The sequence below is a fragment of the Ensifer sp. genome, from assembly GCF_035999135.1.
Classification (GTDB): Bacteria; Pseudomonadota; Alphaproteobacteria; order Rhizobiales; family Rhizobiaceae; genus Ensifer.
On sequence record NZ_DASYGZ010000146.1, the window covers coordinates 61,393 to 85,336 of the forward strand.

Genomic DNA, 23,944 nt, shown 5'->3' on the forward strand with positions numbered 1-23,944 from the left:
CCACGGTGCTCGTGTAGACTTGGCACGAAAGGACGGCAGCCGGACCACCCGGCAAGAGCCGTTGACGCCATTGCCATGAACTACGCTCCCCCCTCACCGCCCGCAAACCTCGAAGCCTTCAGCTTCGACAACAGCTATGCGCGCCTGCCGCAGCAGTTCTTTGCGCGCGTTGCGCCAACGCCGGTTGCCGAACCCTGGCTGATCAAGCTCAACCGGCAGCTGGCCGGAGAGCTCGGGCTCGATGTCGAGACGCTGGAACGCGAAGGTGCGCAGATCTTTTCCGGCAACCGTGTGCCCGAAGGTGCCGATCCGCTGGCGATGGCCTATGCGGGTCATCAGTTCGGAACCTTCGTGCCGCAGCTCGGCGACGGGCGGGCGATCCTGCTTGGCGAAGTCATCGACAGAAGCGGGCAACGGCGCGACATCCAGCTGAAAGGCCCGGGCCAGACGCCGTTTTCGCGGCGTGGCGACGGGCGGGCCGCACTTGGGCCGGTGCTGCGCGAATACATCGTCAGCGAGGCGATGTTTGCTTTGGGCATTCCGACCACGCGCGCCCTTGCAGCGGTCGTCACCGGCCAGCCGGTCTATCGCGAGCAGATCCTGCCCGGCGCCATCGTCACGCGCGTTGCGGCCAGCCACATGCGTGTCGGCACCTTCCAGTTCTTCGCCGCACGCGGCGACATGGCATCGGTAAAGGCGCTTGCCGACTATGCCATCGAACGACACTATCCGGAGGTCAAGGACGAAGCGCGGCCCTATCTCGCCTTCTACAAGGCTGTCACGGCGCGTCAGGCGGAGCTGATCGCTCGCTGGCTGCATGTCGGCTTCATCCACGGCGTGATGAACACCGACAACATGACGATTTCAGGCGAAACGATCGACTTCGGCCCCTGCGCCTTCCTCGACGTATACGATCCGAAGAAGGTCTTTTCCTCGATCGACCAGTTCGGACGCTACGCCTATGCCAGCCAGCCCGGTATCGGCCAGTGGAACCTCGCGCGCCTCGCAGAGACGCTGGTACCGCTTTTCGACGAAGACGAGGGCACCGCCGTGGAACTGGCCAACGATGCGCTCGGCGAGTATGGCGCGATCTTCCAGCGCCATTGGCTCAACGGCATGCGCGCCAAGATCGGCCTGGTAACGAGCGAGGACGGCGATCTCGACCTGGTGCAGGCGCTGCTGACGGCGATGCACCAGAGCGAAGCCGATTTCACCCTGACCTTCCGGCGCCTATCCGACAGCGCAGGCGAACCAACGGCCGAGACTGCGTTCAAGGCGCTATTTGCCTCGCCCGAGGCGATCGATCCCTGGCTGCGGGATTGGCGCGCGCGGCTTTCGCGCGAGGACAAGGATCCGGCTGCGCGCGCGACGGCGATGAAGGCGGTCAACCCTGCCTATATCCCGCGCAATCACCGGATCGAACAGGCGATCGCCGCGGCCACCGAGGACGCGGATTTTTCGCTGTTCGAGGCGCTGGTCGACGTCACCGCGAGACCCTACGACGACCAGCCGGGCTTTAGCGCCTACCAGGCGCCGCCCGAGCCGGAAGAGGAAGTCCAGCGCACTTTCTGCGGCACCTAGGCGGGGATGTCAGGCGTCAGAAAGACCCGCATCGTCATCCCGGTGGCGTCCGGTACTTGTCTGCCAATCCGATTCACCACGCGCCTTCAGGCGCCTGTTTTCGCAGAATTTTCTCTTCGGTGAAAAATGCGCCCGCGCGCGTCGGCCCTCGTCGTCGGTGAGCCGGACCCACCCGCCAGCGCGGGCTTGACCGCAAGCGCATTGCGCCCTTCCTAAAATTTCCGCATTGCGGAATTGTGGCTATTGAAAGGCACCCGCGGCGCGTTAGGTGCTAACGGGACAGGCGAATGCGCCTCCCCGATCCGGTTGCCGCGGCCAAGCTCGCGGCCACCCCTGCTGCTACGGCGACCTTTGCACGCCTGACAAGACGCGCGGCGCCGCAGGAGCCCACCTGCCACATGCGGCTCGGAGCAAGGGCCGCCGCAAACGGGAGACGGTGCCGTGCACCGTTCCTGCGGGAGTTTCCATCATGCACATTCTGACGGCGATCGTCTTTGCTTTCATCGGTCTGGCGCTTGGCGGCGGCGGGGCCAGGCTGCTGATGCTTGGCGGCAGCCCCTATTATCTCGTCGTCGGCATCGGCTTCCTGCTGACGGCCGTGCTCCTGTTCAGGCGTACATCGCTGGCGATCTGGCTTTATGTGCTGATCATTCTCGGCTCGCTCGGCTGGGCAATCCTGGAGGTCGGCTTCGACTGGTGGCAGCTTGGACCGCGCGGCGGTGTCATCGTGCTGCTCGGGCTATGGCTGCTGTTGCCGGCCGTGCGCCGCCCGCTCGGCTTTGAAAGCCCGACGGGCGAGCGCTATCCGGCGCATGCCTGGCCGCTGGTCCTTGCGGTCCTCGTTTCGATTGGCGTTGCCGGCTATGCGATCATGCAGGACCCGCACGATATTCGCGGCGATCTGCCAAGTGATGTGGTCGCCGCCAATCCGGCGCTCGGCGGCGCGGTCCCGCCCGGTGAATGGCACCAGTACGGGCGCACGCCTTTCGGCCAGCGCTATTCGCCGCTCAATCAGATCACCCCCGACAATGTCGCCACACTGAGGGTCGCTTGGCAGTACCAGACCGGCGATGTCAAGCGCCCGGATGACGTCGGCGAAACGACCTATCAGGTGACGCCGCTGAAAATCGGGGACATGCTCTACGCCTGCACGCCGCACAACTGGGCGATCGCGCTCGATGCGGCGACGGGCGAGGAAAAGTGGAAGTACGATTCCAATTCGGGCATGAACCCCGACCGCCAGCACCAGACCTGCCGCGGCGTCACCTATTGGGCAGACCCGGCCGCAGCTGCGGGCAGCCCCTGCGCCGAGCGGGTCTACCTGCCGACGTCGGACGCCCGCCTGATCGCCCTCGACGCCACAACAGGCGCCGTCTGCACGAGCTTTGCCGACAACGGCGTGCTGCATCTCGAAAAGGGCATGAAGTACAATCCTGCCGGCTACTATTATTCGACATCCCCACCCGTAGCCGTGGGCGGCAAGCTGATCATCGGCGGAGCGGTCAACGACAATTACTCGACCGAGGAGCAGTCCGGCGTCATTCGCGCCTTCGACATCAATACCGGTGCGCTTTTGTGGAACTGGGACAGCGGCAACCCTGATGTGACGACACCGCTTCCCGAGGGACAGACCTATACGACCAATTCGCCGAACAGCTGGTCGGTGATGAGCTATGACGAAAGCCTCGGCCTCGTCTATGTCCCCATGGGTAACCAGGTGCCGGACCAGCTCGGTATGGGCCGCAGCGAGCACGTCGAGAAATATTCCTCCTCAATCGTCGCGCTCGACATCAACTCAGGCGCGGTGCGCTGGGTCCGCCAGACCGTGCACCACGATCTCTGGGACATGGACGTTCCGGCGCAGCCGGCCCTGCTCGACATCACCAAGGAGGACGGCACCGTCGTTCCCGCCCTCGTCGGGCCGACCAAGCAGGGCGACATCTACGTGCTCGATCGCAGAAGCGGCGATCCGATCATTCCGGTCGAGGAGGTCAAGGCGCCAGGCGGCGCGATCCCGGAGGATTTCACCGCACCGACACAACCGGTTTCCGGTCTCACCTTCATGCCGGCTCCCCTGCAGGAGAAGGACATGTGGGGCGTTACGCTCTTCGATCAGCTTGCCTGCCGCATTGCGTTCCGTTCGCTGAAATACGAGGGACGCTACACGCCGCCGTCGATCGAGGGAACGCTGGTCTATCCCGGTAATTTCGGCACGTTCAACTGGGGATCCGTTGCCGTCGATCCTGAACGGCAGGTGATGTTCGGCATGCCGACCTATCTAGCCTTCACCTCCCGGCTCGTGCCGCGCGACCAGATTCCGCCCAAGGGGCAGGACGAGAAGGGATCGGAGCAGGGTCTCAACCGCAACGACGGCGCACCCTATGGCGTGTTCATGGGTCCCTTCCTCGGGCCGCTTGGCATCCCCTGCCAGGCGCCGCCCTGGGGCTATGTCGCAGGCGCCGATCTCAGAACCGGCAAGATCGCCTACAAGCACAAGAACGGCACGGTCGAGGACATGACGCCGCTGCCGTTGCCGTTCAAGGTCGGCGTGCCCGGCATCGGCGGCCCGATGATCACCAAGGGCGGCGTCGCCTTCCTCGGTGCGGCGGTCGACGACTACCTGCGCGCCTACGATCTGACGACCGGTCGCCAGTTGTGGGAGGCGCGGCTGCCAGCCGGCGGCCAGTCGACGCCGATGAGTTATGCGGTCGGCGACAAGCAGTACGTGCTGATCGTCGCCGGCGGCCATGGCTCGGTCGGCACGAAGCCCGGCGACTACATCATCGCCTACACCCTGCCCTGAGTCGCGAGAGCACATCCCTAATTCTCGCTATTGGGTTGCAACGGCAAGCTTCGCGCAAGCCCGCGACCGCAGCTTCCCCCGGACGAACGATTCCGGGGGATTCCCATGAAGATCGACAACAGCATCTCGAGCTACTATTTCTCCCAGCGCCGGGCGCAGACCGGTTCGGTCGCGCCGATCGAGGAAGCGCCGGGTGATGCGCGCCCGCGCACCGCACCGACAATTGCACCGCCTTCAACATCGAACGCGCTTTCGAACGCGCTGTGGGCAACGGCCGCCCGTGAGGAGGCCGCGCCCTCGATCACGGATCAGGAAGGGGCGGCACCTTCGGGCAATTCGGTCAGCGACGAATTCCTGAAACGCGCCAAGATGAGTCTCGCCGAGCAGATCCGCGCCCAGATCCTGGAATCGCTCGGGCTCAGCGAGGAAGACCTGAAGGCGATGGATCCCGACCAGCGCAAGGCCGTCGAGGACGAAATCCGCAAGGCGATCGAGCGCGCCATGGGCGTCGAGAACAAGCGCGATACCGCCGCCAGCGAGATCGCCGACAGCGGCAGCGGCGCCGTCTGATAACCTTGCCGCTTATGCGCAAAGCGCCCTTGCAACAGCAGAAGCGCTTTCGTTTGGTCGGACCATCGGCGGATGCGTGAGAATCGCGGCTGCCGGACTGCTGGCGTCAAACCATTTCCACGGCCATGCGGCCGACCTCGGCAAAGATCGGATTGAGGCCTTTGACCTCTGCCGTTGCCTCGGCGATGTAGACGGCGATCAAGAGCGGCGAGCGGCCCTCGGGCCAGACGATCGCGATGTCGGACGCTTCGCCGGTCGCGTTCGTGCCTGTCTTGTCACCGACCCGCCACCCGCCAGGCAGACCGGCGCGGATGCGCAGGTCGCCGGTCGTATTCGCGACCATCCAGTCGATCAGTTGCTTGCGCGATGCCTCGGTCAGGACCGGACCGACCGTCAGGTTGCCCAGTGTCTCCAGCATGGCGGCCGGCGTCGTCGTGTCGCGCGGATCGCCTTTCTTCGCCTCGTTCAGCTCAGGTTCGATGCGATCAAGCCGCGTCGTTTCGTCACCGATCGAGCGCAGCCAGGCCGTCAGCGCCGACGGACCGCCGAAGCTGTGAATGAGAAGGTTGGCCGCGGTGTTGTCGCTCGTGGTTATCGTCGCGGCGCAGAGTTCGGCGATCGTCATGCCGCCACCGCCGACGTGCTTTTCCGTGACCGGCGAATAGGTGATCAGATCTTTCGCCTGGAACACGATCTTTCGATCGAGCGTCTCCAACCCCTGGTCGACACGGGCGAGAATGAAGCCTGCGGCCAGCGTCTTGAAACTCGAGCACATGGCAAAGCGTTCGTCCTCGCGCCTGCCGAAAGAGACGTTGGTTTGCGTGTCGAGCACGGAGACACCCAGGCGGCCGCCGGTGCGCTTTTCCAGCTCCGCCAGACGCTTGTCGATGTCGTCTTCCCCTGTGGCGGCCGCAACTGACTTCGGTGCGAGCATGAGTGCCGGATAGAGCAAAGCGGACGTTACGAGCAGATTTCGACGATTGATGAGCAGGGGCACGCCATTCTCCATGCGATCGGCGCGCTGAAGCAGCCGACCTGAACCAGTGATTCGCAATGTGAAGCGCCGCAACAAGGCGGCGCTCGGGGGGCTAGGCGGCGATTATGGCGACTTCCCGGCAAGATGGAGCAAGCTCGCCGTCGCTTCGGCCATTGACACGCGGCGCAACGCCCATATCTATTGCTCCAGAAGCTATAGGTTTGAGGCGAGCATGTATTCCATCGGCGATCTTTCCCGGCGCACCGGCGTGAAAATTCCGACCATCCGCTATTATGAGCAGATGGGGTTGATCGCGGCGCCCGAGCGCTCCGAGGGCAACCAGCGACGCTACGAGAGAAGCGAGCTCGAGCGGCTGGCCTTCATCCGCCACGCGCGCGACCTCGGCCTGTCGATCGATTCGATCAAGGATCTCATCGCCCTCAGCCAGCACCCGGAGCGCCCCTGCGGCGAGGCCGACCGGATCGCAACCGAACATCTGGCAACGGTGCGAGAAAAGATCGCGAGGCTGAAGAAGCTGGAGCAGGAACTGGAGCGGATCGTTGCCTGCGACGGCAACCACACCGTCGGCGACTGCTATGTGATCCGGGCGCTCGCGGATCATTCGATGTGCGACAGCGAACACTGATGCCGCAACACGCACGCAAAATTCCCCGTTGACAAAATTTCGAAAACGAACAATGTAGCGCCCATGATCAAGAACGCACCCATTTGCCGCGCGTATTTTTGGCTGTTCCGATAGGAGCGGCCTGCTGATCATATTCAACAAGGCCGCCATCAGGCGGCTTTTGTTTTTCCGGCTCCTGATAGCGAGAAAACCCGAGGAGCCGATAAATGCTACAGACCGCCATCCCCACCCTTCATCAGACACCGGCAACGCGACCGCCGATGGTCACCATCCGCTCTGCCAAGCAACGGGACCTTCCGGAACTGCGCGACATGATCGCCGAGCTTTCCGCCCACCACGGCGACGCCGCACCGATTACGCCGGAACAGCTCGAGCGCGACCTTTTCGGCCGCATGCCCTGGATCACCGCACTCGTCGCGGAAGCCGGCAACCGGCTGATCGGCTACGCGATCCTGGTGCCGATCTACAGGGCTGCCGAGGGCGCGCGCGGCATGGAACTGCACCATCTCTTCGTGCGTTCGGAAAACCGCGGCACCGGCATTGGCCGCCACCTCGTCGCCAAGGCGCGCGAGCAGGCGAAGATGGCCGGGTGCGATTTCCTCTCGGTCAGCGCCGCCACCGGCAACTTCCAGGCCCATCATTTCTACGAGTCCGAGCGTTTCGTCCCTCGTCCCGTGACCGGCATGCGCTATATGCAGAAACTTGGCTGAGGGCGAAACGATGCGTCTTGCGATCGTGCTTTATCCAGGCTTTGCCGATTGGGAATGCGCGCTTTTGATGGCGGCGGCGCGCACCCACCTTGGCGTAGAAATCGACGTCGCCACCGCCGACGGCGCGACGGTGACGTCGATGGGTGGGCTCGATGTCTCGCCCCACCTGTCGATCGACGCGCTCGATCCGGCCGGTTTCGATGGGCTGGTGATCTGCGGCGGCACGGTCTGGGATACCGCCGAGGCTCCTGATCTCTCGGGGACGATCCGGACGTTCGATCGCGACAAGCGGCTGGTGGCGGCCATTTGCGGTGGCGTCAACGCGCTCGCCACATGCGGCCTTCTCGATCGCGTCGAACACACGGGCAACAACGCAGCCAGCCTTGCGGCGCTCCACGGCTATCGCGGGCAGACGCACTATCGCGAGCAGCCGCAGGCGTTGCGAAGCGGCCATGTGATCACGGCCGCAGGAACCGCGCCGATCAGTTTCGCCGGCGAGATCCTGCGCGGCCTCGGGCTTGGCTCTGAGGAACTCGACGGCTTCCTGGCGCTCTACGGCAGGGAACATGTCGCTGCGACAAGCGCCGGATAGGCACGCGAGCCGTGGCCGGGCTATGCGCTTCAATGGACACATGTCGCCCGACCTTGATCAGCGTCAGAGCCAGTTCGAGATCTGTTCCAGCGGCTTCTTGACCTTGCCGGCCACCGGCACTGTCGCATCGGCAGACGGATAGCCGACCACCAGGATCAGGAACGGCTTTTCACTCTCCGGCCGGCCGCAGATTTCGTTGAGGAAGTTCATCGGCGCCGGCGTGTGGGTGAGTGTCGCAAGGCCTGAATGGTGCAGCGCGGTGATCAGGATGCCGGTGGCGATGCCGACGCTCTCGTTCACGTAGTAGTTCTTCTTGAGATCGCCCGGATTGGGCCCGCCCCGCTTCTGCGAGAAAACCACGATCAGATAGGGTGCGGTTTCGAGGAAGGGCTTGTCTTCGTCGGTACCAAGAGGCGCCAGCGCGTCGAGCCATTCCTGCGGCGCCTTTTCCTGGTAGAAAACCCGCTCCTCTTCCTCCGCGGCGCGACGCACCCTTGCCTTGATCGTCGCGCTCTCGATCACCGTGAAATGCCAGGGCTGATGGTTGGCACCGCTTGGCGCCGTTCCGGCCGCCTTGAGGCAGGTCTCGATGACCGCGCGCGGCACCGCCCGATCGCTGAAATAGCGCGTGGTGCGGCGGCGGTTGACCTCCTCGTAGAACGCGTCGGCGCGCGCAGCCATCTCCTCGGGGCTGCGCTCGATCCATTGGTCATAGGGCTCTGTTTCGTGTGGACGCATGCATTCTCCTCCTCATTGCGGCTGGGAGTTTGAGCGCGCCCTGTCGCAAAGATCAAGTGTCAGAGGGCCGGCACCGCCTTGAGATAGGCAGCGATCGCCTCGCGATCGGCAGGTGTCAGCTTGGCCATGTTCTTCTGCACCTCGACCATCGATCCGCCGACGGAATCGAATTCCGGCGTAAAGCCCGTTTCCAGATAGGAGACGATATCCGACGCGCTCCAGCCGCCGATGCTCTTTGAACCCGGGGTGATGTCGGGAATGCGCCCCTCGCCTTCCGGGTTCGGGGCGCCGGCCAGCCACTGATCGGGCTCGAAGCCGCCGAGCGCGTTCCTCGGCGTGTGGCACTCGCCGCAGTGCCCCGGCCCCTCGACCAAATACTGGCCGCGCGCGAGCTTCGGATCGTTGACATCCACCGCCACACGCGCCTTGTCGGTCAAAAACAGCAGTTTCCAGCCGCCAAGCGCGATCCGCATGTTGTAGGGGAACGGCAGCTCGTGCGGCGGCGCGACCTCAGTGCTCGTCGGCAGGGTCTTCATGAAACCCCAGAGGTCGTTGACGTCCTTGGTCGTCAGGCGGGAATAGGAGCCGTAGGGAAACGACGGATAGAGATGTTCGCCGTTACGCCCGACGCCTCGGGTCATCGCGTTGCCGAACTCGGCAAGCGTCCAGCCGCCGATGCCGGCGGTCTCGTCGGAGGAAATATTCGGAGCATGGAAGGTGCCGAACGGGCTCTTCAGCGGTGCGCCACCGGAAAGAACGAGGCGCTGATCGCCTTCCGCGCCCGCCTTGGCATGACAACTGACGCAACCGCCGGCCCAGAACACCTGCTCGCCATTGGCAAGATCAGGCTCCCCGAGGCCTTCCCAATGGGAGGCGTTCCAGGGCGCCGGCTTCGTCAGCCACCAGAAGGCCGCGCCACCAACGACACCCAGCACCACCAGACCCGATATGAACTTTCTCGTCCGACGACCCATTGTTTCCCTGCCCGTGTCCTGGCCTTCAAAGCGAATGGGGGCACGCGCCTGACGTCGCGTACCCCCTCTCTTCATTCGGATGCGGTATCGCCGCCCGTCAATTCTTCTTCAGCCGGTAGCTCTCATGACAGCTTCCGCAATCCTTGCCGATGCCGCCGAGGGCAGCGCCGACGGCGGCCTGGTCCGCCGGAAGCTGCGCAAGAACGGTCGCCGCATCGGTACCGAGCTTGGCGGCCTTGGCCTTGAAGTCATCCATGTTTTCCCAGATCTTCGGGCTCGCTTCGGTCTCATGACCGGTCTCCGAGCCCGCCGGGAAGTGGTCCGGGAAGGTCTTCATCGTCTCGCTGATCGTCGTCAGCGACGCCTTGACGACTTCGGCATCATAGGGCTTCTCGCCCTTGGCGATGCCCGCGAGCGCGCCCGTCGCCGCCCCCACCTTCTTCATCGCCTGCTGGCGAACCACCTGCGGCTCGTCGGCGGCGGTCACGGCAGTAACACCCAGGCCCGCAAGAGCGGCAGCCAACATGAGTGCGCGTATTTTCATCAGGATCTCCCGGTCAATGAAATCTATTCGGCGAATCTGCCTGGCTGGCCTTCATGTCCAATGCGCCGGCATGATGTCATCTTGAGTATTCGACGGAAGTAACATTTTTTTGATGTGCTTGTTACAACAGAGAAATTCAGGCCGTTGGTCGCCATTATCCGCTAGAAAGTATAAACATGACTACAATAATCATGTTTATACTTTGACTTGGGACACGATTGATTTCACCGTATTGCCCACCCCTGAAAGATCGTGAAGGCCGCGACGAGAATGAGCACAACGCCGGCGGTACGCCCGATCCACACCGTTGTGCCCGGGCTGCCGACGAGAAAATCGCGCCCCCTGCCGGCCGCCAGCGCCAGGCCGCCATAGACGGCGAGCTGCGTGACCGCGATCATGGCGGCCATGACCAGGGCCTGCGACCAGATCGGCCCGAACTCAGGCTTGAGGAACTGCGGATAGACGGCCAGCATGAAGAGGTAGGCCTTGGGGTTCATCAGGCTCGTCAGCGCGCCCTGGCGAAAACTCGCCCAGCGTGAAAGCCGGTCGGCTCCATCGATCCCTCCAATGGTGATCGAGCTCTTGACGAGTGAAAATCCGATCCAGGCGATATAGGCGGCACCGGCAACGAGCAGCACGTTGAAGAGGCCAGGCACCAGATGCAGGATGACGCTGACGCCGAGGGCGGCATAGAGCGTGTGAAGAACGCCGCCCGCCATGATGCCGGCCGTGGCCGACAGGCCGGAGGCTCGACCACCCGTCAGCGAATTGGCCAGAACGAAGACCATGTCCATGCCGGGCACGATGATGATGCCGAACAAAAGGGTGAAGAAGAGCCAGAGATTTTCCGCGTAGGTCATGTCAGTTGTCCGTCGTCCGTTTTCCATTGCTGAGCACGAATTGCTGTTTTTTCAATTCGTTGGCTGATGGTATAAATCCGGGCAACTGACAAGGTAGTGTCAGGAGCGTTGACGACGGGAGCGGTTTTCGATGCGCAAGGCGTCGCGACTTTTCGAGATCATCCAGATCCTCAGGCTTGCCAGGAAGCCGGTGACAGGCGCGCAGATGGCCGAGACGCTCGAGGTGACGGTTCGCTCGATCTATCGCGACATCGCAGCGCTTCAGGCGATGCGGGTCCCGATCGAGGGCGGCCGCGGTATCGGTTACATTCTCAGGCCCGGTTTCGACCTGCCGCCGCTGATGTTTTCGATCGAGGAGACGGAGGCGATCGCCCTCGCTTTGGCATTGCTGGCACGGACCGGCGACGAAGAGCTGAAGGCCGCAGCCGTCAGGGTCAACAGCAAGATTACCGCGGCCGTGCCCGAACCGCTGCGCCTTGCCTTCCGGTCGCAGGCGCTGCACGCCTGGGGCACGGTCGCCCCCTCACCCGCTGGCATCGACCTCGCCCTGGTGCGCCGCACGATCCGCGATGAGCAGAAGCTTGAGCTCAGCTATCGCGACGAATTCGGCCGGGCAACGGAACGGATGATCAGGCCGATCGCGCTGATCTATTATTCCGAGACCGCCAACATCGTCGGCTGGTGCGAACTGCGCCAGGCGATCCGCAACTTCCGCGCCGATCGCGTCGAGTATTGCGAGGCGGCGGAGGCGTATTTTCCGGGCGAAGGCAATCGCCTCAGGGAACTCTGGGTCAGTGGTTGGCAGACGCCGCCTTCGGCTGCGTGAGCCGCGACGACCGCCAAACGAAAAGACCCGGCGCAAGCGCCGGGTCCGATCACGTGACCTGTCGAAGGACGACTTACTTGGCCGCCGCTTCGTACATTTCGAGCACGTAGTCCCAGTTGATCAGGCTGTCGACGAAGGCTTCGAGGTACTTCGGACGGGCGTTGCGGTAGTCGATGTAATAGGAGTGTTCCCAGACATCGACGCCGAGGATCGGCGACGCACCGTGGACGAGCGGGTTTTCGCCGTTCGGGGTCTTGGAGATCTCAAGCTTGCCGTTCTTGACCGAAAGCCAGGCCCAGCCCGAGCCGAACTGGCCGGTGCCGGCAGCGATGAAGTCGGCGCGGAACTTGTCGTAGCCGCCGAGGTCGGACTTGATGGCCGCATCGAGCTTGGCCGGCAGGCTGGTGCCGCCGCCGCCCTTCTTCATCCACTTCCAGAAATGGACGTGGTTGTAGTGCTGGCCGGCGTTGTTGAACAGCGGCTGGTTGGTGCCGTAGGACTTCTTGACGATCTCCTCGAGCGACAGGTCGGCAAGGCCGGCCTCTTCGGCAAGCTTGTTGCCGTTGGTCACGTAAGCGAGGTGATGCTTGTCGTGGTGGTACTCAAGCGTCTCGCGCGACATGTAGGGCGCAAGCGCATCGTAGTCGTAGGGAAGGTTCGGCAATTCGAAAGCCATGTGGGCATCTCCTCTTGGCATGGAATTTCGTCGGAAAATCCGTGAGCGGGAACATAGGCACCGGCCCCCATGGAGGCAACCGATGCAATGCCAATTTTTCCTCAACCCACGGAATATACTTTCAACTTCATTTTGAAAGCATGACGCTTTCGAGCACATTGATGCCACGGTTCGGCTGCAGCTTCGCGACGGCCGCAACCCTGCATAAAGGACCGAACATGCCACAGCGCCTGATCCCTGCCCTCACCGTTTCCGTCGTCGCCGCTCTTGCCGCATCCAGTGCCGCGGCGTCTTCCGGCGACGCCTGGGAGGCATTCCGGGCAGAGGTTTCGAAGAAGTGCCTCGCCGCCGCCAGTTCGCTGCAAAAGCCCAGCGTCGTCGTCGACCCCTTCGGCTCGCAGAGTTTCGGGCTGGCGCTGGTGATCGGCACGCCCAAGGGAACCAAATCGGCCGTCACGCAGATCTGTGTCTTCGACAAACAGAAGAAAACGGTCGAACTCGGCGGCGAGCTGTCGCCTGATGCGGTGAAGGTGAGCGCCCCGGCAAAGAAGAAATAGCGCGCGACGCGAGCGATCCGGTGCAAGCCGTTCGGCCGGCGCCACCGCCACAATGAGTTGCGAATCGGCGCACATGCAATTACCGGGGCGTCACCAACCGGAGATTGTCATGAAGCTTCTACACGCCGCCTCGCTTGCTCTCGCCCTCACCGTGCTCGCATCCTGCGGGCCGACGAAAGAGGAATTCGAAGTCGCGCAGACGACAATCCAGGGCAGCCCGGCTCTGCAGAAGGCCCTTTACAAGGACTGCGTCGGCAAGACGTGGTCCAAATCCGATCTTGCCGGTGGCGCAATGCTGCTCAGTGTTCCCCCGAGCAAGGTTCCGGCCCTCACGTGCAAGCGGCTCGTCAACGCGCTGGTGTCGGGCCGGCTCAAATATGCCGATGTCCGGCAGAACATGAACAATGGCGCACCGACGGTAAACCTGATCAAGATCCTGCAGGGACGATAGGCCGCCGACCCGCTGCGATCGCCGCCGTCCGGCGCGCGAGAAACCAATCTGCAGGGCAAGACGTCGTCAGGCCCTGCAGGACCAGACTGGTCCCTGCCACCCGGGTTGCAGGCATTGAAGGCTGCGTCTCTCTTGAGCTTCGACCGACCAGTTGGTAGACCTTGTTCATGGTGAGCGATACTTCCGAGCGGATCCTTGACGCAGCCGAACGCCTGATGGTCTCGCGCGGCTACAATGCGTTCAGCTATGCCGACATCTCCGCCGAACTCGGCGTCGGCAAGGCGACGATCCACCATCACTTCCCGACCAAGGCGGACCTTGCCGCGGCCGCGCTTGCCCGCTACCGCCGGAACAATCGCCGCGCCGTCGAGGGACTGTTTGCAGTCGTCAGCGATCCGCAAGCCCGGCTCGAAGCCTATGTCAGCTACTGGGAGGACTGCATCGCCAGGCAGGACATGCCCTTCTGCATCGGCGCCGTTCTCGCCTCGGAAATACCTTCGCTGCCGGACATCGTCGTCGCTCAGGTGCGCGGCCATTTCGCCGACCTTTCCGGCTGGCTCAGCGCGACGATCGAGGACGGTGTGACCAAAGGCCGATTGAAGGCCGCACAGGGATCCAGGACGGCCGCCGAAACGTTGATGGCGACGGTCCATGGTGCAATGCTTGCCGCCCGTGTTGCCGGGTCCGATCCAGCGGTATTTTCGGCGATCGCACGGCCGGCATTGGACCACCTTCAAGCGGCGGGCAAGGCTTGATCCGGAAGCGAACGCCGTCCGGTCCGCGCGCCTGTTCCCGCGGGAACGGCAGCCCAGGGATGGCGGCGCTAGAAATCTTCGCAACCGGGCGCGATGGCAGCTGAAATCATCGCGTTTCTCTTTTAAACTCACTTCGACCAACTAGTCGGTCGACCGCAACAAGGAGCATGATCATGGCAAATCCACTTTCCACGCTCGGCATCATCCATACGGCGATCAGCCTCGCGCCCGTCGTTGCGGGCCTCTATGGCTTTTCCCGTTACGGTGCGATTGTTCCGTCCACCCGCTCCGGCAAGATCTACCTCGCCACGCTGGTGCTCACGGTCCTGACCTCTGCCGGGCTTTCCAGCACCGGGGGCTTCAATGCTGGCCATGCGCTCGGTATCGTCGCGCTGGCGGTGATCGCAGGAAGTCTCGCCATCGATCGGCTTGAATTTGTCGGCCGCCTGAAGCCCTACCTCAAGACGTTCGGCCTCTCATTCACCTATTTCCTGCTGATCGTGCCGGCAATCGCCGAAACATTGAAGCGCCTGCCGGTCTCGCAGCCGCTGGCGAGCGGACCGGAATCGCCGATCGTGCAGACGACGCTTCTCGCCTGGCTGGTGATCTTCCTCGCAGGCCTGACGGTACAGGCGTACATGATCCACAAGCGCGCCGTGGTCACGGCGCGCACTCCACGCTCGTAGTCTTACAGTCGATACCCCAGTACCGCCCATTGGACCGCGCTGAAACTTTGCAGGCAATCAGACGTCGCGGGCAGCGTGCGCCCAGTCCATGTAGAGGTCACGCGCCTTGGCTGCGACCGGACCGGCCTGCAGATCGCGGCTTTCAAGCCGGGTAACGGGCAACACCTTGGAGTAGTTGCCCGTGGTGAAAATCTCGTCGGCCGCCTCGAAATCGGCCATGGTGAGTGTCGCCTCGACCACCTCGAAGCCCGCCTCGCGCAAGAGCGACATCACGCGAAACCGGGTGATGCCTGCGAGGAAGGTGCGGTTGGCGGCCGGCGTATAGACGATCCCGTCCTTGACCAGGAAAACGTTGGACGAACCGGTCTCGGCGATGTTGCCGAGCATGTCGCGCACCAACGCGTTGTCGAAACCGCGTGAACGCGCTTCGGTCAGGATGCGGGCATTGTTGGGATAAAGGCAGCCGGCCTTGGCGTCGGTCGGCATCGACTCCAGCGTCGGCCGGCGGAACGGCGACAGCGTCAGCGACGAGCCGTCATGGCCATTGCCCATTGGCGCCTCGAACAGGCAGAGGGCGAAGCGAGTCGATTCCGGGTCGATGGCGACGACGCCGGCTGCACCGTGTTCGGCCCAATACATGGGCTTCACATAGAGCGCGGTCTTGCCGTCGAATTTCTTCGTGCCCTCCCAGGTCAGCGCCTCGATCTCCTCGGCCGACATGGTGGGCTTCAGACCAAGCGCAATGGCCGAGCGATTGACGCGCTGGCAATGCAGGTCGAGATCGGGAGCCACGCCGTCAAAGACGCGGGCGCCGTCGAACACCGTCGAGCCCAGCCACATCGCGTGCGAGGTCGGGCCGATCAGCGGCGGGTTGCCCGACAGCCATTCACCGTCGACATAGGTCCAGGTCACTGAGCGGGGGGATGTATCGACGGCCATCGGCGTCTCCTTCAGGTTTTTTGTTCTCGTTCTTCGGCATAACCCGAAAAAACAGCATCGTGGTGAATGGTTCTATCAAAAAATGTCATGGCGGCCATTCTGGTGCGGGCATGGCCTCTCGCTTAGTCTCTCGCATCTAAAGAGGGGAGAAGCCGTGCGCATCAAACATCTAGACCAGAACGACGTGGAGATCTTTCGTCACATCAGGCTGGAGGCGCTCAACCGCGTCCCGGAGGCCTTCGCTTCGACGGCTGCCGACTGGGAACGGCTTTCGACGGAAGAATGGCAACAGCGGCTGACGGCCAACGCCGTCTTCGTCGCGCTCGAGGGAGATGAGCCTGCCGGCATCATGGGCCTGATGCGTGAACGCGCCAGCCGGCTGGCGCACCGGGCAACGATCATCATGGTCTACGTGCGCGACGAAGCGCGTGGTTCCGGCATGGCGCGGGAGCTCCTAGCCCATCTGACAGACCATGCCCGCAGGTCCGGCATCCGCCTTCTGGAACTGGTCGTGCGTGCCGACAATCCCGCCGCCATCCGTTTCTATACCCGCGAAGGGTTTCGCGAGATCGGCCGGGTGCCGGGCGGCATGTTCGACGGAGAGAAAGAGGTCGACGAGATCCTGATGGCGCGACACATCGACGGCCGCGACGCGCCTCAAGGACAAGGAGCATCCCGATGAGAGCCATGTATTACGACGCCTTCGAAAAGCTGCCGGAGATCCGCACGCTTCCCGATCCGACGCCGACGGAAAACGGCGTGGTCGTCAAGGTGGAGGCAACCGGCCTCTGCCGCTCCGACTGGCACGGCTGGATGGGCCATGACGCCGACATTCGCCTGCCGCACGTGCCGGGTCACGAGCTTGCCGGCGTCGTCACCGCCACCGGCCGCGGCGTCATGCGCTACAAGGTCGGCGACCGCGTGACCGTGCCCTTCGTCTCCGGTTGCGGTCGCTGCGGCGAATGCCGCTCCGGAAACCAGCAGGTCTGCGAGGCGCAGTTCCAGCCGGGCTTTACCCATTGGGGCTCGTTTGCCGAGTATGTCGCGCTGGACTTTGCCGACCAGAACCTGGTGCACCTGCCCGAGAGCATGGCGTTCACGACCGCCGCAAGCCTCGGCTGCCGCTTCGCCACGTCATTTCGCGCCGTCGCCGACCAGGCGAAGGTCAAGGGCGGTGAATGGGTGGCGGTGCACGGCTGCGGCGGCGTCGGGCTTTCAGCAATCATGATTGCGGCAGCGCTCGGCGCACAGCCGATCGCGATCGACATCGCCGCGGACAAGCTGGACTTCGCCCGCAAGCTCGGTGCCGTTGCGACCATCAACAGCCGCGAGGTCGACGACGTTGCGCAAGCCGTCAAGGAGATCACCGGTGGCGGCGCCCATGTGTCGATCGACGCGCTCGGCAATCCCGTGACCTGCTTCAACTCGATCAAGAACCTCAGAAGACGCGGCCGTCACGTGCAGGTCGGGCTGATGCTCGGCGACCAGGCGACACCTCAGATCCCGATGGCGCAGGTGATCGGCCATGAGCTCGAGATCTATGGCAGCCACGGCATGCAGGCCTGGCGCTACGATGCCATGCTGGCGATGATTGCCGATGGCAGATTGAAGCCACAGCAACTGATCGGCCGGGAGATCTCGCTCGAAGAGGCGGTCCCCGCCCTCGTTGCCATGGATCGCGCCACCGATCTCGGCATCAGCGTGATCACGCGCTTCTGATCACCGAGCGGCAAGCAAACAAAGTGGGGCGCTGTTCCGACTCACCATCCTGTTGCGCTAGCCTTGCTCTAAATCGGGAGCAAGGCAGATGACGATCGCGAGGCGACGAAGGTTGATCAGGCGACAGCGCACCGGAACCGCGCTCGCCGTTGCCGCGACGATCTCGTTTCTCGCCGGCATGACCGATGCAATCGGGCTCTTGAGCATCGGCGATTTCGTCTCCTTCATGAGCGGCAACACCACCCGGGCGGCCATCGCGCTCGGCGACGGCAACGTCTCAGGCGCCATGCTGCTGCTCGGCGCCCTTGCAACCTTTGTCATCGGCAATGCGATGGGGGTGATCGTGGCCGCCCGGCTCGGCGTCGTCGGGGTCCTCTCGACCGTCAGTCTGGTGCTGATGACCTGCGCCGGTTTCGGCGCCTTTATGCCTGGCCCCGTCTATTTCTATGGCATCGTGCTGGCGATGGGCCTCGTCAACGCGGCAGTCGAACAGATCGAGGGTCTGCCGATCGGCCTGACCTATGTGACCGGCGCCTTGTCGCGCTTCGGTCGGGGGCTCGGCCGCTTCCTGCTCGGCAACCGCAATCGGCAATGGCTGGTGCAGATCGTCCCCTGGCTCGGCATGTTTGCAGGCGCGGTCGCGGGCGCCGTCCTGCAGCGCCACTTTGGCGCAGCCGCCCTGTGGGCCTCTTTCGCGCTTAGCACCGGGCTCGCACTGGCGACCGTCCTGGTGCCGTCGCGCTGGTCGAAACGGTACATGCATCCGAACTGAACCTCACCGCCGGTGACGCTTTTCAGGTCCCCCAAGATTTTGCCCTTAAGCCGGACCGGGTTTCAGGGCAAAATCGGCACAGAAGAATCACGAGCGAGGTCCTGCCATGGCGCTTGCGGCAGCCGTTACCACGGATGAACTCTACCATCCCGTTCTCAACGCCAATCCGGCGCATCCGTCCGGCTGGCCGATCCGGGTGATCGTCAGCTCGCAGACCGAGGCACGGCACAACCGGGCGCTCTGGGCGCCGACACACCTGATCTCGATCCGCGCGCCAGGCAGCCGGCTGCTGTCGATGATCGAGCTGCCGCCGGAGCGTCACCTGGAGCTCTATTTCGGCGACACCACCGATCCCGACGCGCCGGATGCAGCAAGCGCCGCTTCGATCGAACAGAGCTTCGCCTTCGTCGATCGCCTGCCCAAGGACGCGCACCTGCTCGTCCATTGCCTGAGGGGCATCGGCCGCGCCACCGCGCTCACGCTCGGGATCCTTGCACGCTACATGCCACCGGAAGAAGCGGCAGCCGCCCTGCATGCACTCCGCCCGGAGGCCAAGCCGAACCGGCATGTGGTCAACCTCTCGGACACGGCGCTCGGACTGAAAGGCAAGCTCGCCAAACAGGCCCTGCGCTTTCCTGCCAAGGTCTGGAAGCCGGGCAAAGCGTGAAGCGAAAGACCTCGCGGCGATTACAACCCGTTGTGCGACGCACAAAGATTTGCCATGATCCGGAAAAAGAACGGCGACACTGATGCCTCCGTTCGGGAATGATGCGGTAAGCTCTTGTTTTCGGACGGGCTTTGACGGGACGATCTGGCTTTTATCCCGTCGGCGCCAAGAGCACCTGACGGGAGGAAACGATGTCTCATGCAGCCTACGTGTTTGACGCCTACGGCACGCTTTTCGACGTGCACGCGGCCGTCAGGCACCATGCGCAGGAGATCGGTCCCGACGGACAGGCTTTTTCCGAACTATGGCGCGCCAAGCAGCTCGAATACTCCTGGGTGCGTTCCCTCATGGGAAGCTATCAGGATTTCTGGCAGTTGACCGAACAGTCGCTCGACTATGCCTTCGCGCGCTTTCCCTCAGCCGACCCTGCCCTTCGCAAGCGCCTGCTCGACGCGTACTGGACGCTCGACTGCTACCCGGAAGTGCCTGCGGTCCTCAAAGGGCTGAAGGAACGCGGTGCGCGCATCGCCATCCTTTCCAACGGTTCGCCGGCCATGCTTGCGTCCGCTGTCCGCAACGCAGCGCTCGACATCGTCATCGACGACGTCTTTTCCGTCGACGCGGTCAAGGCCTTCAAGACGGCGCCTGCAGTCTACGATCTGGTGACCACCAGCTATCGGCTCTACCCGCATGCGGTCTCGTTTCAGTCGTCAAACCGATGGGACATCGCCGGCGCGACCAGATTCGGGTTCCGGACCGTCTGGATCAACCGGGCCGACATGCCCGACGAATATCGCGATCACGGGCCGGCCCTGATCCTGCCCTCGCTTGAAAGTCTGCAATTCGGCATCTGAAGGAGTTCTTGATGGTCTGGTCGCCCGCGCAATACCTGAAGTTCGAAGACGAACGCACCCGACCCGCCCGCGATCTTCTGGCTCAGGTGCCCGACCTGCCCGATGGCCCTGCCTTCGACCTCGGTTGCGGCCCGGGAAACTCCACAGAACTGATCCGCGATCGCTTTCCCGAGGCCACGCTCACCGGTCTCGACAGCGATGACAACATGCTGGTCGCAGCGGCGAAACGGCTGCCCGGGATCACCTTCGAAAAGGCGGACCTCGCCAACTGGATCCCGCCTGAGGGCGCTTCGCTGTTTTACGGCAATGCCGTTTTCCAGTGGCTGCCAAACCATCTCGCCGTCTTCGAGCGACTGATGTCCGCCCTTGCCGCTGGTGGTTCGCTCGCCGTGCAGATGCCGGACAATGTCGGCGAGCCGTCGCATCTCCTGATGGAGGAGACGGCGCGCAGCGCAGAATTCGCCGATGCCTTTGCCGGCAGGACCATACGCCGCAATCCCCTTCCGACGCCCGCGACCTACGTTCAGGCGCTGGCCGCGCAGGCGGCGAGCATCGAGGTCTGGCACACGATCTACTACCATCGCCTCGCCAATGCCGAGGCGATCGTCGAATGGGTAAAGGCGACGGGCCTCAGACCCTATCTCGACGCCCTTCCCGAGGTGCAGCGCGACCGCTTTCTGGCCGCCTACACCGACCGTATCCGTGCCGCCTATGCGGCCATGAACGACGGCAGGGTGCTCCTGCGCTTCCCGAGGCTCTTCGTCGTGGCGGTGAAGGCGGGCTGAGGCGTCGCCGAAGCGATCCGCCGCGAGGTCACATGCGGTCGGCGAGAAAATCGATGAAGGCGCGGATACGGGCGGCGAGATGCTCGTGTCCGGCATAGACCGCGTAGACAATCTCGATCTCGCCCGACCGGTAGTCCTCAAGCAGCGGCACCAGCGTTCCCGCTTCGAAATCCCGTTCAACGTGAAAGCGGCCGATGCGGCCGATGCCGACACCGGCAAGGCAAAGCTGGCGCACGATCGAGCCGCTCGAAACCTGCATGTTGCCCGACACCGTGCGGTGCTCCACGGCCGGTTGTCCCGGCCGGCGGAAGGCCCACTCGTCGACGCTGCGGCGGAAGTTGAAGCGGATGCAATTGTGAGCGTCGAGGTCTTCAGGCGCCTGCGGCACCCCATGCTTTTCCAGATAGACGGGCGAAGCGATCACCACCGGCCGGCTTTCCATCAACTTGCGCGCCTTCAGGGATGAATCGCGCAAGGGGCCGGTGCGGATCGCCACGTCCGTCCGCTCGCCGACGACGTCGATCATGCTGTCGGTCAGCGTCAGGTCGAGCTGGACGTCGGGATACCGCGCCAGGAACTCGGGGGCGAGCGGCATGATGTAGCGCTCGCCGAAGCCGACGGCGGCGTTGACCCTCAGGAGCCCGCGGGGCGCCATGCGGCCGCCGGCGGCAACCACATGCTCGGTCTCTGCGATGTCCGAAAGGATGCGCTGGGCCCGCTGGACATAGACCTCACCCTCGGGCGTCAGTTGCAGCGTTCGGGTGGAACGCACGAGAAGACGCGTGCCGAGGCGATCTTCAATGCGGGTCACCAGCTTGCTGACAGCGGACGGCGACAGTTTCAACCGCCGGGCGGCGGCCGAAAAACTGCGGGTCTCGGATACGGTCACGAAAACCTCCATCTCTCCCGCCCGGTTGTCCATGTCGCGTCCTTTGAAACAAATTCACAATCGCTTGGATGATTATGCGTATTATCATGCGAAGTGCAAAGCCTCATATTCCGCTCGACTTCATCAATCACCAACGCGCCCTGCTCCTCCCAAGCGGGCGGGAAAGGTTTTGTCGTGCCTATTGCACTCCTCGCCCTGACGATCGCGGCCTATGCGATCGGAACCACGGAATTCGTGATCGTCGGCCTGCTGCCGACGGTCGCCAACGATCTCGGCATCACCCTGCCGCTCGCCGGCCTGATCGTCAGCGTCTATGCGCTTGGCGTCACCTTCGGCGCACCGGTGCTGACGGCGCTCACCGGCCGCATCGCGCGCAAGCCGCTTCTGATCGGGCTGATGGCCCTGTTCGTCGTCGGCAATGCGGCGGCCGCACTTTCGCCAAGCTACGAGCCGCTGCTCGTCGCCCGCGTCATCTCCGCCTTTGCCCATGGCGTGTTCTTTTCTGTCGGCTCGACCATCGCCGCCGATCTCGTCCCCGAGGATCGCCGCGCATCCGCCATCGCCATGATGTTCATGGGGCTGACCGTCGCGATCGTCACCGGCGTGCCGCTCGGCACCTGGATCGGCCAGACCTTCGGCTGGCGCGCCACCTTCTGGGCCGTCACCGGCCTTGGCGTCGTCGCGCTCCTTTCCATCGCCGCGCTGTTGCCGAACACGTTGAAGAAGGCCCCGCCGGCAAAACTCATCGATCAGGTGCGCGTACTCGGTTCGGGACGCCTGCTGATCGTCTTCGCCATGACCGCGCTCGGCTATGGCGGCACCTTCGTCGCCTTCACTTTCCTTGCGCCGATCCTGCAGGAGATCACCGGGTTGTCCGAAGGCGCCGTCAGCCTGATCCTGGTGCTCTACGGCGTCGCGATCGCCATCGGCAACGTCGCCGGCGGCCGGATCGCCAACCGTGACCCGGTCAAGGCTCTTGTCGGACTGTTCCTGGCGCAGGCGGCCGTGCTGGTCCTCTTCACCTTCACGGCGCCGTCGCCGGTGCTCACGCTGATCACGCTCGCCGCCCTCGGCTTCCTGTCCTTTGCCAACGTGCCGGGTCTGCAGCTCTATGTGGTGCAGCTCGCCAAGCAGTATCGCCCGGGCGCCGTCGATGTCGCATCCGCCCTCAACATTGCGGCCTTCAACCTCGGCATCGCCGTCGGCGCCTGGCTTGGCGGCGTTATCGTCGCCTCGCCGCTCGGCCTTGGCGTGACACCTCTCATCGGCGCCCTGCTGGTTGCCGCCGCATTGCTTCTGACCCTCGTGAGTGGCGCTCTTGATCGTCGGACCGGGGCCACCTACCAGGTGGCTTGAACAACGGGGTCCGAAGACCACCTATAGCATCGTTCTTTTCACGCCCGGCCGGTGCGGCCGGGCGCACGCCTGATAATGCCAAATACAAGGAGTTACCCGCCATGCATTCCGTCAATTCCAACGGCGCCAACATTCCGGCGCTCGGCTTCGGCACCTTCCGCATGCCCGGCGCCGACGTGCTGCGCGTCCTGCCCGAGGCGCTGAAGCTCGGCTTCCACCACGTCGACACGGCCCAGATCTACGGCAACGAAGCCGAGGTCGGTGAAGCCATCCACATGTCGGGCGTTTCGCGCGCCGACATCTTCCTCACCACAAAGGTCTGGGTCGACAAATACACACACCGCGATTTCCTCGCCTCCGTCGACGAGAGCCTGAAAAAGTTGAAGACGGATCACGTCGATCTGCTTCTCCTGCACTGGCCGGGCGGCAGCGACGTGCCGATGGCCGAGCGCATCGGCGCACTCAACGAGGTGCACAAGGCCGGCAAGGTCCGCCACATCGGCGTCAGCAACTTCAACACCGCCCAGATGGAAGAGGCCGTGAAGCTCAGCGACGCGCCGATCGCCACCAACCAGGTCGAATATCATCCCTATCTCGACCAGACCAAGGTGCTTGAGACCGCCCGCAAGCACGGCATGTCGATCACCGCCTATTATGCGATGGCGAACGGCAAGGTGCCGAACGATCCGCTCCTGAAGGAGATCGGCGCGCGCCACGGCAAGACCGCCGCCCAGGTGACGCTGCGCTGGCTGGTGCAGCAGAAGGACGTGATCACGCTTTCCAAGACCGCGACCATCGATCGGCTCAAGGAGAATTTCGCGATCTTCGACTTCGCGCTCGGCGATGGCGAGATGGCTGCCATCCACGCGCTGGCGCGTCCCGACGGACGGATCGTCAACCCGGAGGGACTGGCGCCCGTCTGGGACAAGGCCGCCTGAGGTCGCTACACGCCCGGCAGCGCTGTCAGCGCTGATCAATTCGCCGCCGGTCCATTTGCAGCCGGCGGCGGATAGGCTAT

At 63.7% G+C, this 23,944-nt stretch carries 27 protein-coding genes; 19 read left to right on the forward strand and 8 right to left on the reverse strand.

Annotated elements, in window-relative coordinates; translation table 11 throughout:
* Positions 1 to 75 precede the first annotated feature (75 nt).
* The 3 genes from VGO12_RS18935 to VGO12_RS18945 all read left to right on the forward strand — a co-directional run bounded on the left by VGO12_RS18935 (position 76) and on the right by VGO12_RS18945 (position 4,954).
* Entirely contained in the window at positions 76 to 1,581 is a 1,506-nt protein-coding gene (locus tag VGO12_RS18935; protein WP_327514298.1) for a protein adenylyltransferase SelO, read from the forward strand.
* A gap of 469 nt (positions 1,582 to 2,050) precedes the next feature.
* On the forward strand, positions 2,051 to 4,384 hold the full coding sequence (locus VGO12_RS18940; RefSeq protein ID WP_414650747.1) for a glucose/quinate/shikimate family membrane-bound PQQ-dependent dehydrogenase: 2,334 nt from the start codon (positions 2,051 to 2,053) through the stop codon (positions 4,382 to 4,384).
* A 105-nt stretch (positions 4,385 to 4,489) separates the two neighbouring features.
* Entirely contained in the window at positions 4,490 to 4,954 is a 465-nt protein-coding gene (locus VGO12_RS18945) for a hypothetical protein (RefSeq protein ID WP_327514299.1), read from the forward strand.
* Between the two features lie 106 nt (positions 4,955 to 5,060).
* Here VGO12_RS18945 and bla read toward each other — a convergent pair whose 3' ends face one another.
* On the reverse strand, positions 5,061 to 5,951 hold the full coding sequence (gene bla, locus VGO12_RS18950; protein WP_327514300.1) for a class A beta-lactamase: 891 nt from the start codon (positions 5,949 to 5,951) through the stop codon (positions 5,061 to 5,063).
* Between the two features lie 211 nt (positions 5,952 to 6,162).
* On the opposite strand from bla, the gene VGO12_RS18955 reads away from it, so the two are divergent.
* From VGO12_RS18955 to VGO12_RS18965, 3 genes are all read left to right on the forward strand, one after another.
* Complete coding sequence (locus tag VGO12_RS18955) at positions 6,163 to 6,576, forward strand: helix-turn-helix domain-containing protein (RefSeq protein WP_327514301.1); 414 nt, start codon at positions 6,163 to 6,165, stop codon at positions 6,574 to 6,576.
* A gap of 206 nt (positions 6,577 to 6,782) precedes the next feature.
* Positions 6,783 to 7,286: a GNAT family N-acetyltransferase gene (locus tag VGO12_RS18960; RefSeq protein WP_327514302.1), complete on the forward strand. Its 504-nt coding sequence runs from the start codon at positions 6,783 to 6,785 to the stop codon at positions 7,284 to 7,286.
* Between the two features lie 10 nt (positions 7,287 to 7,296).
* Complete coding sequence (locus VGO12_RS18965) at positions 7,297 to 7,878, forward strand: DJ-1/PfpI family protein (protein WP_327514303.1); 582 nt, start codon at positions 7,297 to 7,299, stop codon at positions 7,876 to 7,878.
* Between the two features lie 63 nt (positions 7,879 to 7,941).
* Here the strand turns inward: VGO12_RS18965 and VGO12_RS18970 are convergent, their stop codons facing one another.
* From VGO12_RS18970 to VGO12_RS18985, 4 genes are all read right to left on the reverse strand, one after another.
* Complete coding sequence (locus VGO12_RS18970) at positions 7,942 to 8,616, reverse strand: nitroreductase family protein (protein ID WP_327514304.1); 675 nt, start codon at positions 8,614 to 8,616, stop codon at positions 7,942 to 7,944.
* Positions 8,617 to 8,675: 59 nt separating this feature from the next.
* Entirely contained in the window at positions 8,676 to 9,590 is a 915-nt protein-coding gene (locus VGO12_RS18975) for a cytochrome c (RefSeq protein WP_327514305.1), read from the reverse strand.
* A gap of 97 nt (positions 9,591 to 9,687) precedes the next feature.
* The gene (locus VGO12_RS18980) at positions 9,688 to 10,134 is read right to left on the reverse strand and encodes a c-type cytochrome (protein WP_327496372.1); all 447 of its coding nucleotides are present in this window, start codon (positions 10,132 to 10,134) and stop codon (positions 9,688 to 9,690) included.
* Positions 10,135 to 10,358: 224 nt separating this feature from the next.
* Positions 10,359 to 10,994, reverse strand: a complete 636-nt coding sequence (locus VGO12_RS18985) for a LysE family translocator (protein WP_327514306.1) — start codon at positions 10,992 to 10,994, stop codon at positions 10,359 to 10,361.
* A 130-nt stretch (positions 10,995 to 11,124) separates the two neighbouring features.
* On the opposite strand from VGO12_RS18985, the gene VGO12_RS18990 reads away from it, so the two are divergent.
* Complete coding sequence (locus VGO12_RS18990; protein WP_327514307.1) at positions 11,125 to 11,820, forward strand: YafY family protein; 696 nt, start codon at positions 11,125 to 11,127, stop codon at positions 11,818 to 11,820.
* A 73-nt stretch (positions 11,821 to 11,893) separates the two neighbouring features.
* Here the strand turns inward: VGO12_RS18990 and VGO12_RS18995 are convergent, their stop codons facing one another.
* Positions 11,894 to 12,496: a superoxide dismutase gene (locus VGO12_RS18995; protein WP_327514308.1), complete on the reverse strand. Its 603-nt coding sequence runs from the start codon at positions 12,494 to 12,496 to the stop codon at positions 11,894 to 11,896.
* Between the two features lie 14 nt (positions 12,497 to 12,510).
* On the opposite strand from VGO12_RS18995, the gene VGO12_RS32235 reads away from it, so the two are divergent.
* The 4 genes from VGO12_RS32235 (at position 12,511) to VGO12_RS19015 (ending at position 14,945) form a co-directional block, all read left to right on the forward strand.
* Positions 12,511 to 13,053: a hypothetical protein gene (locus VGO12_RS32235; RefSeq protein WP_414650748.1), complete on the forward strand. Its 543-nt coding sequence runs from the start codon at positions 12,511 to 12,513 to the stop codon at positions 13,051 to 13,053.
* 109 nt (positions 13,054 to 13,162) lie between these two features.
* Complete coding sequence (locus VGO12_RS19005; protein WP_327514309.1) at positions 13,163 to 13,504, forward strand: hypothetical protein; 342 nt, start codon at positions 13,163 to 13,165, stop codon at positions 13,502 to 13,504.
* Positions 13,505 to 13,671: 167 nt separating this feature from the next.
* Positions 13,672 to 14,259, forward strand: coding sequence for a TetR/AcrR family transcriptional regulator (locus tag VGO12_RS19010; RefSeq protein ID WP_327514310.1), 588 nt, complete (start codon positions 13,672 to 13,674; stop codon positions 14,257 to 14,259).
* A 173-nt stretch (positions 14,260 to 14,432) separates the two neighbouring features.
* Positions 14,433 to 14,945 carry a hypothetical protein gene (locus tag VGO12_RS19015; RefSeq protein ID WP_327514311.1) on the forward strand — a complete coding sequence of 171 codons (513 nt, stop codon included), beginning with the start codon at positions 14,433 to 14,435 and terminating at the stop codon, positions 14,943 to 14,945.
* Positions 14,946 to 15,002: 57 nt separating this feature from the next.
* Here the strand turns inward: VGO12_RS19015 and VGO12_RS19020 are convergent, their stop codons facing one another.
* Entirely contained in the window at positions 15,003 to 15,884 is an 882-nt protein-coding gene (locus VGO12_RS19020) for a branched-chain amino acid aminotransferase (RefSeq protein ID WP_327514312.1), read from the reverse strand.
* Between the two features lie 154 nt (positions 15,885 to 16,038).
* Here VGO12_RS19020 and VGO12_RS19025 point away from each other — a divergent pair, with 154 nt between their 5' ends.
* The 6 genes from VGO12_RS19025 (at position 16,039) to tam (ending at position 20,681) form a co-directional block, all read left to right on the forward strand.
* On the forward strand, positions 16,039 to 16,566 hold the full coding sequence (locus VGO12_RS19025) for a GNAT family N-acetyltransferase (protein WP_327514313.1): 528 nt from the start codon (positions 16,039 to 16,041) through the stop codon (positions 16,564 to 16,566).
* Entirely contained in the window at positions 16,563 to 17,603 is a 1,041-nt protein-coding gene (locus VGO12_RS19030) for a zinc-dependent alcohol dehydrogenase family protein (protein WP_327514314.1), read from the forward strand. Before VGO12_RS19025 ends, VGO12_RS19030 begins: the two co-directional genes overlap by 4 nt.
* An 88-nt stretch (positions 17,604 to 17,691) precedes the next feature.
* Complete coding sequence (locus VGO12_RS19035; RefSeq protein WP_327514315.1) at positions 17,692 to 18,375, forward strand: YoaK family protein; 684 nt, start codon at positions 17,692 to 17,694, stop codon at positions 18,373 to 18,375.
* 106 nt (positions 18,376 to 18,481) lie between these two features.
* Positions 18,482 to 19,042, forward strand: coding sequence for a phosphatase (locus VGO12_RS19040; protein ID WP_327514316.1), 561 nt, complete (start codon positions 18,482 to 18,484; stop codon positions 19,040 to 19,042).
* Positions 19,043 to 19,233: 191 nt separating this feature from the next.
* Entirely contained in the window at positions 19,234 to 19,896 is a 663-nt protein-coding gene (locus VGO12_RS19045; protein ID WP_327514317.1) for a haloacid dehalogenase type II, read from the forward strand.
* 11 nt (positions 19,897 to 19,907) lie between these two features.
* The gene (gene tam, locus VGO12_RS19050) at positions 19,908 to 20,681 is read left to right on the forward strand and encodes a trans-aconitate 2-methyltransferase (RefSeq protein ID WP_327514318.1); all 774 of its coding nucleotides are present in this window, start codon (positions 19,908 to 19,910) and stop codon (positions 20,679 to 20,681) included.
* Between the two features lie 28 nt (positions 20,682 to 20,709).
* On the opposite strand, the gene VGO12_RS19055 is transcribed toward tam, so the two are convergent.
* A complete protein-coding gene (locus VGO12_RS19055; protein WP_327514319.1) occupies positions 20,710 to 21,603 on the reverse strand; it encodes a LysR family transcriptional regulator in 894 nt (297 codons plus the stop codon).
* Between the two features lie 141 nt (positions 21,604 to 21,744).
* On the opposite strand from VGO12_RS19055, the gene VGO12_RS19060 reads away from it, so the two are divergent.
* Both VGO12_RS19060 and VGO12_RS19065 read left to right on the forward strand, forming a co-directional pair.
* Complete coding sequence (locus VGO12_RS19060; protein ID WP_327514320.1) at positions 21,745 to 22,926, forward strand: MFS transporter; 1,182 nt, start codon at positions 21,745 to 21,747, stop codon at positions 22,924 to 22,926.
* A gap of 101 nt (positions 22,927 to 23,027) precedes the next feature.
* A complete protein-coding gene (locus tag VGO12_RS19065; RefSeq protein WP_327514321.1) occupies positions 23,028 to 23,864 on the forward strand; it encodes an aldo/keto reductase in 837 nt (278 codons plus the stop codon).
* Positions 23,865 to 23,944: the final 80 nt, after the last annotated feature.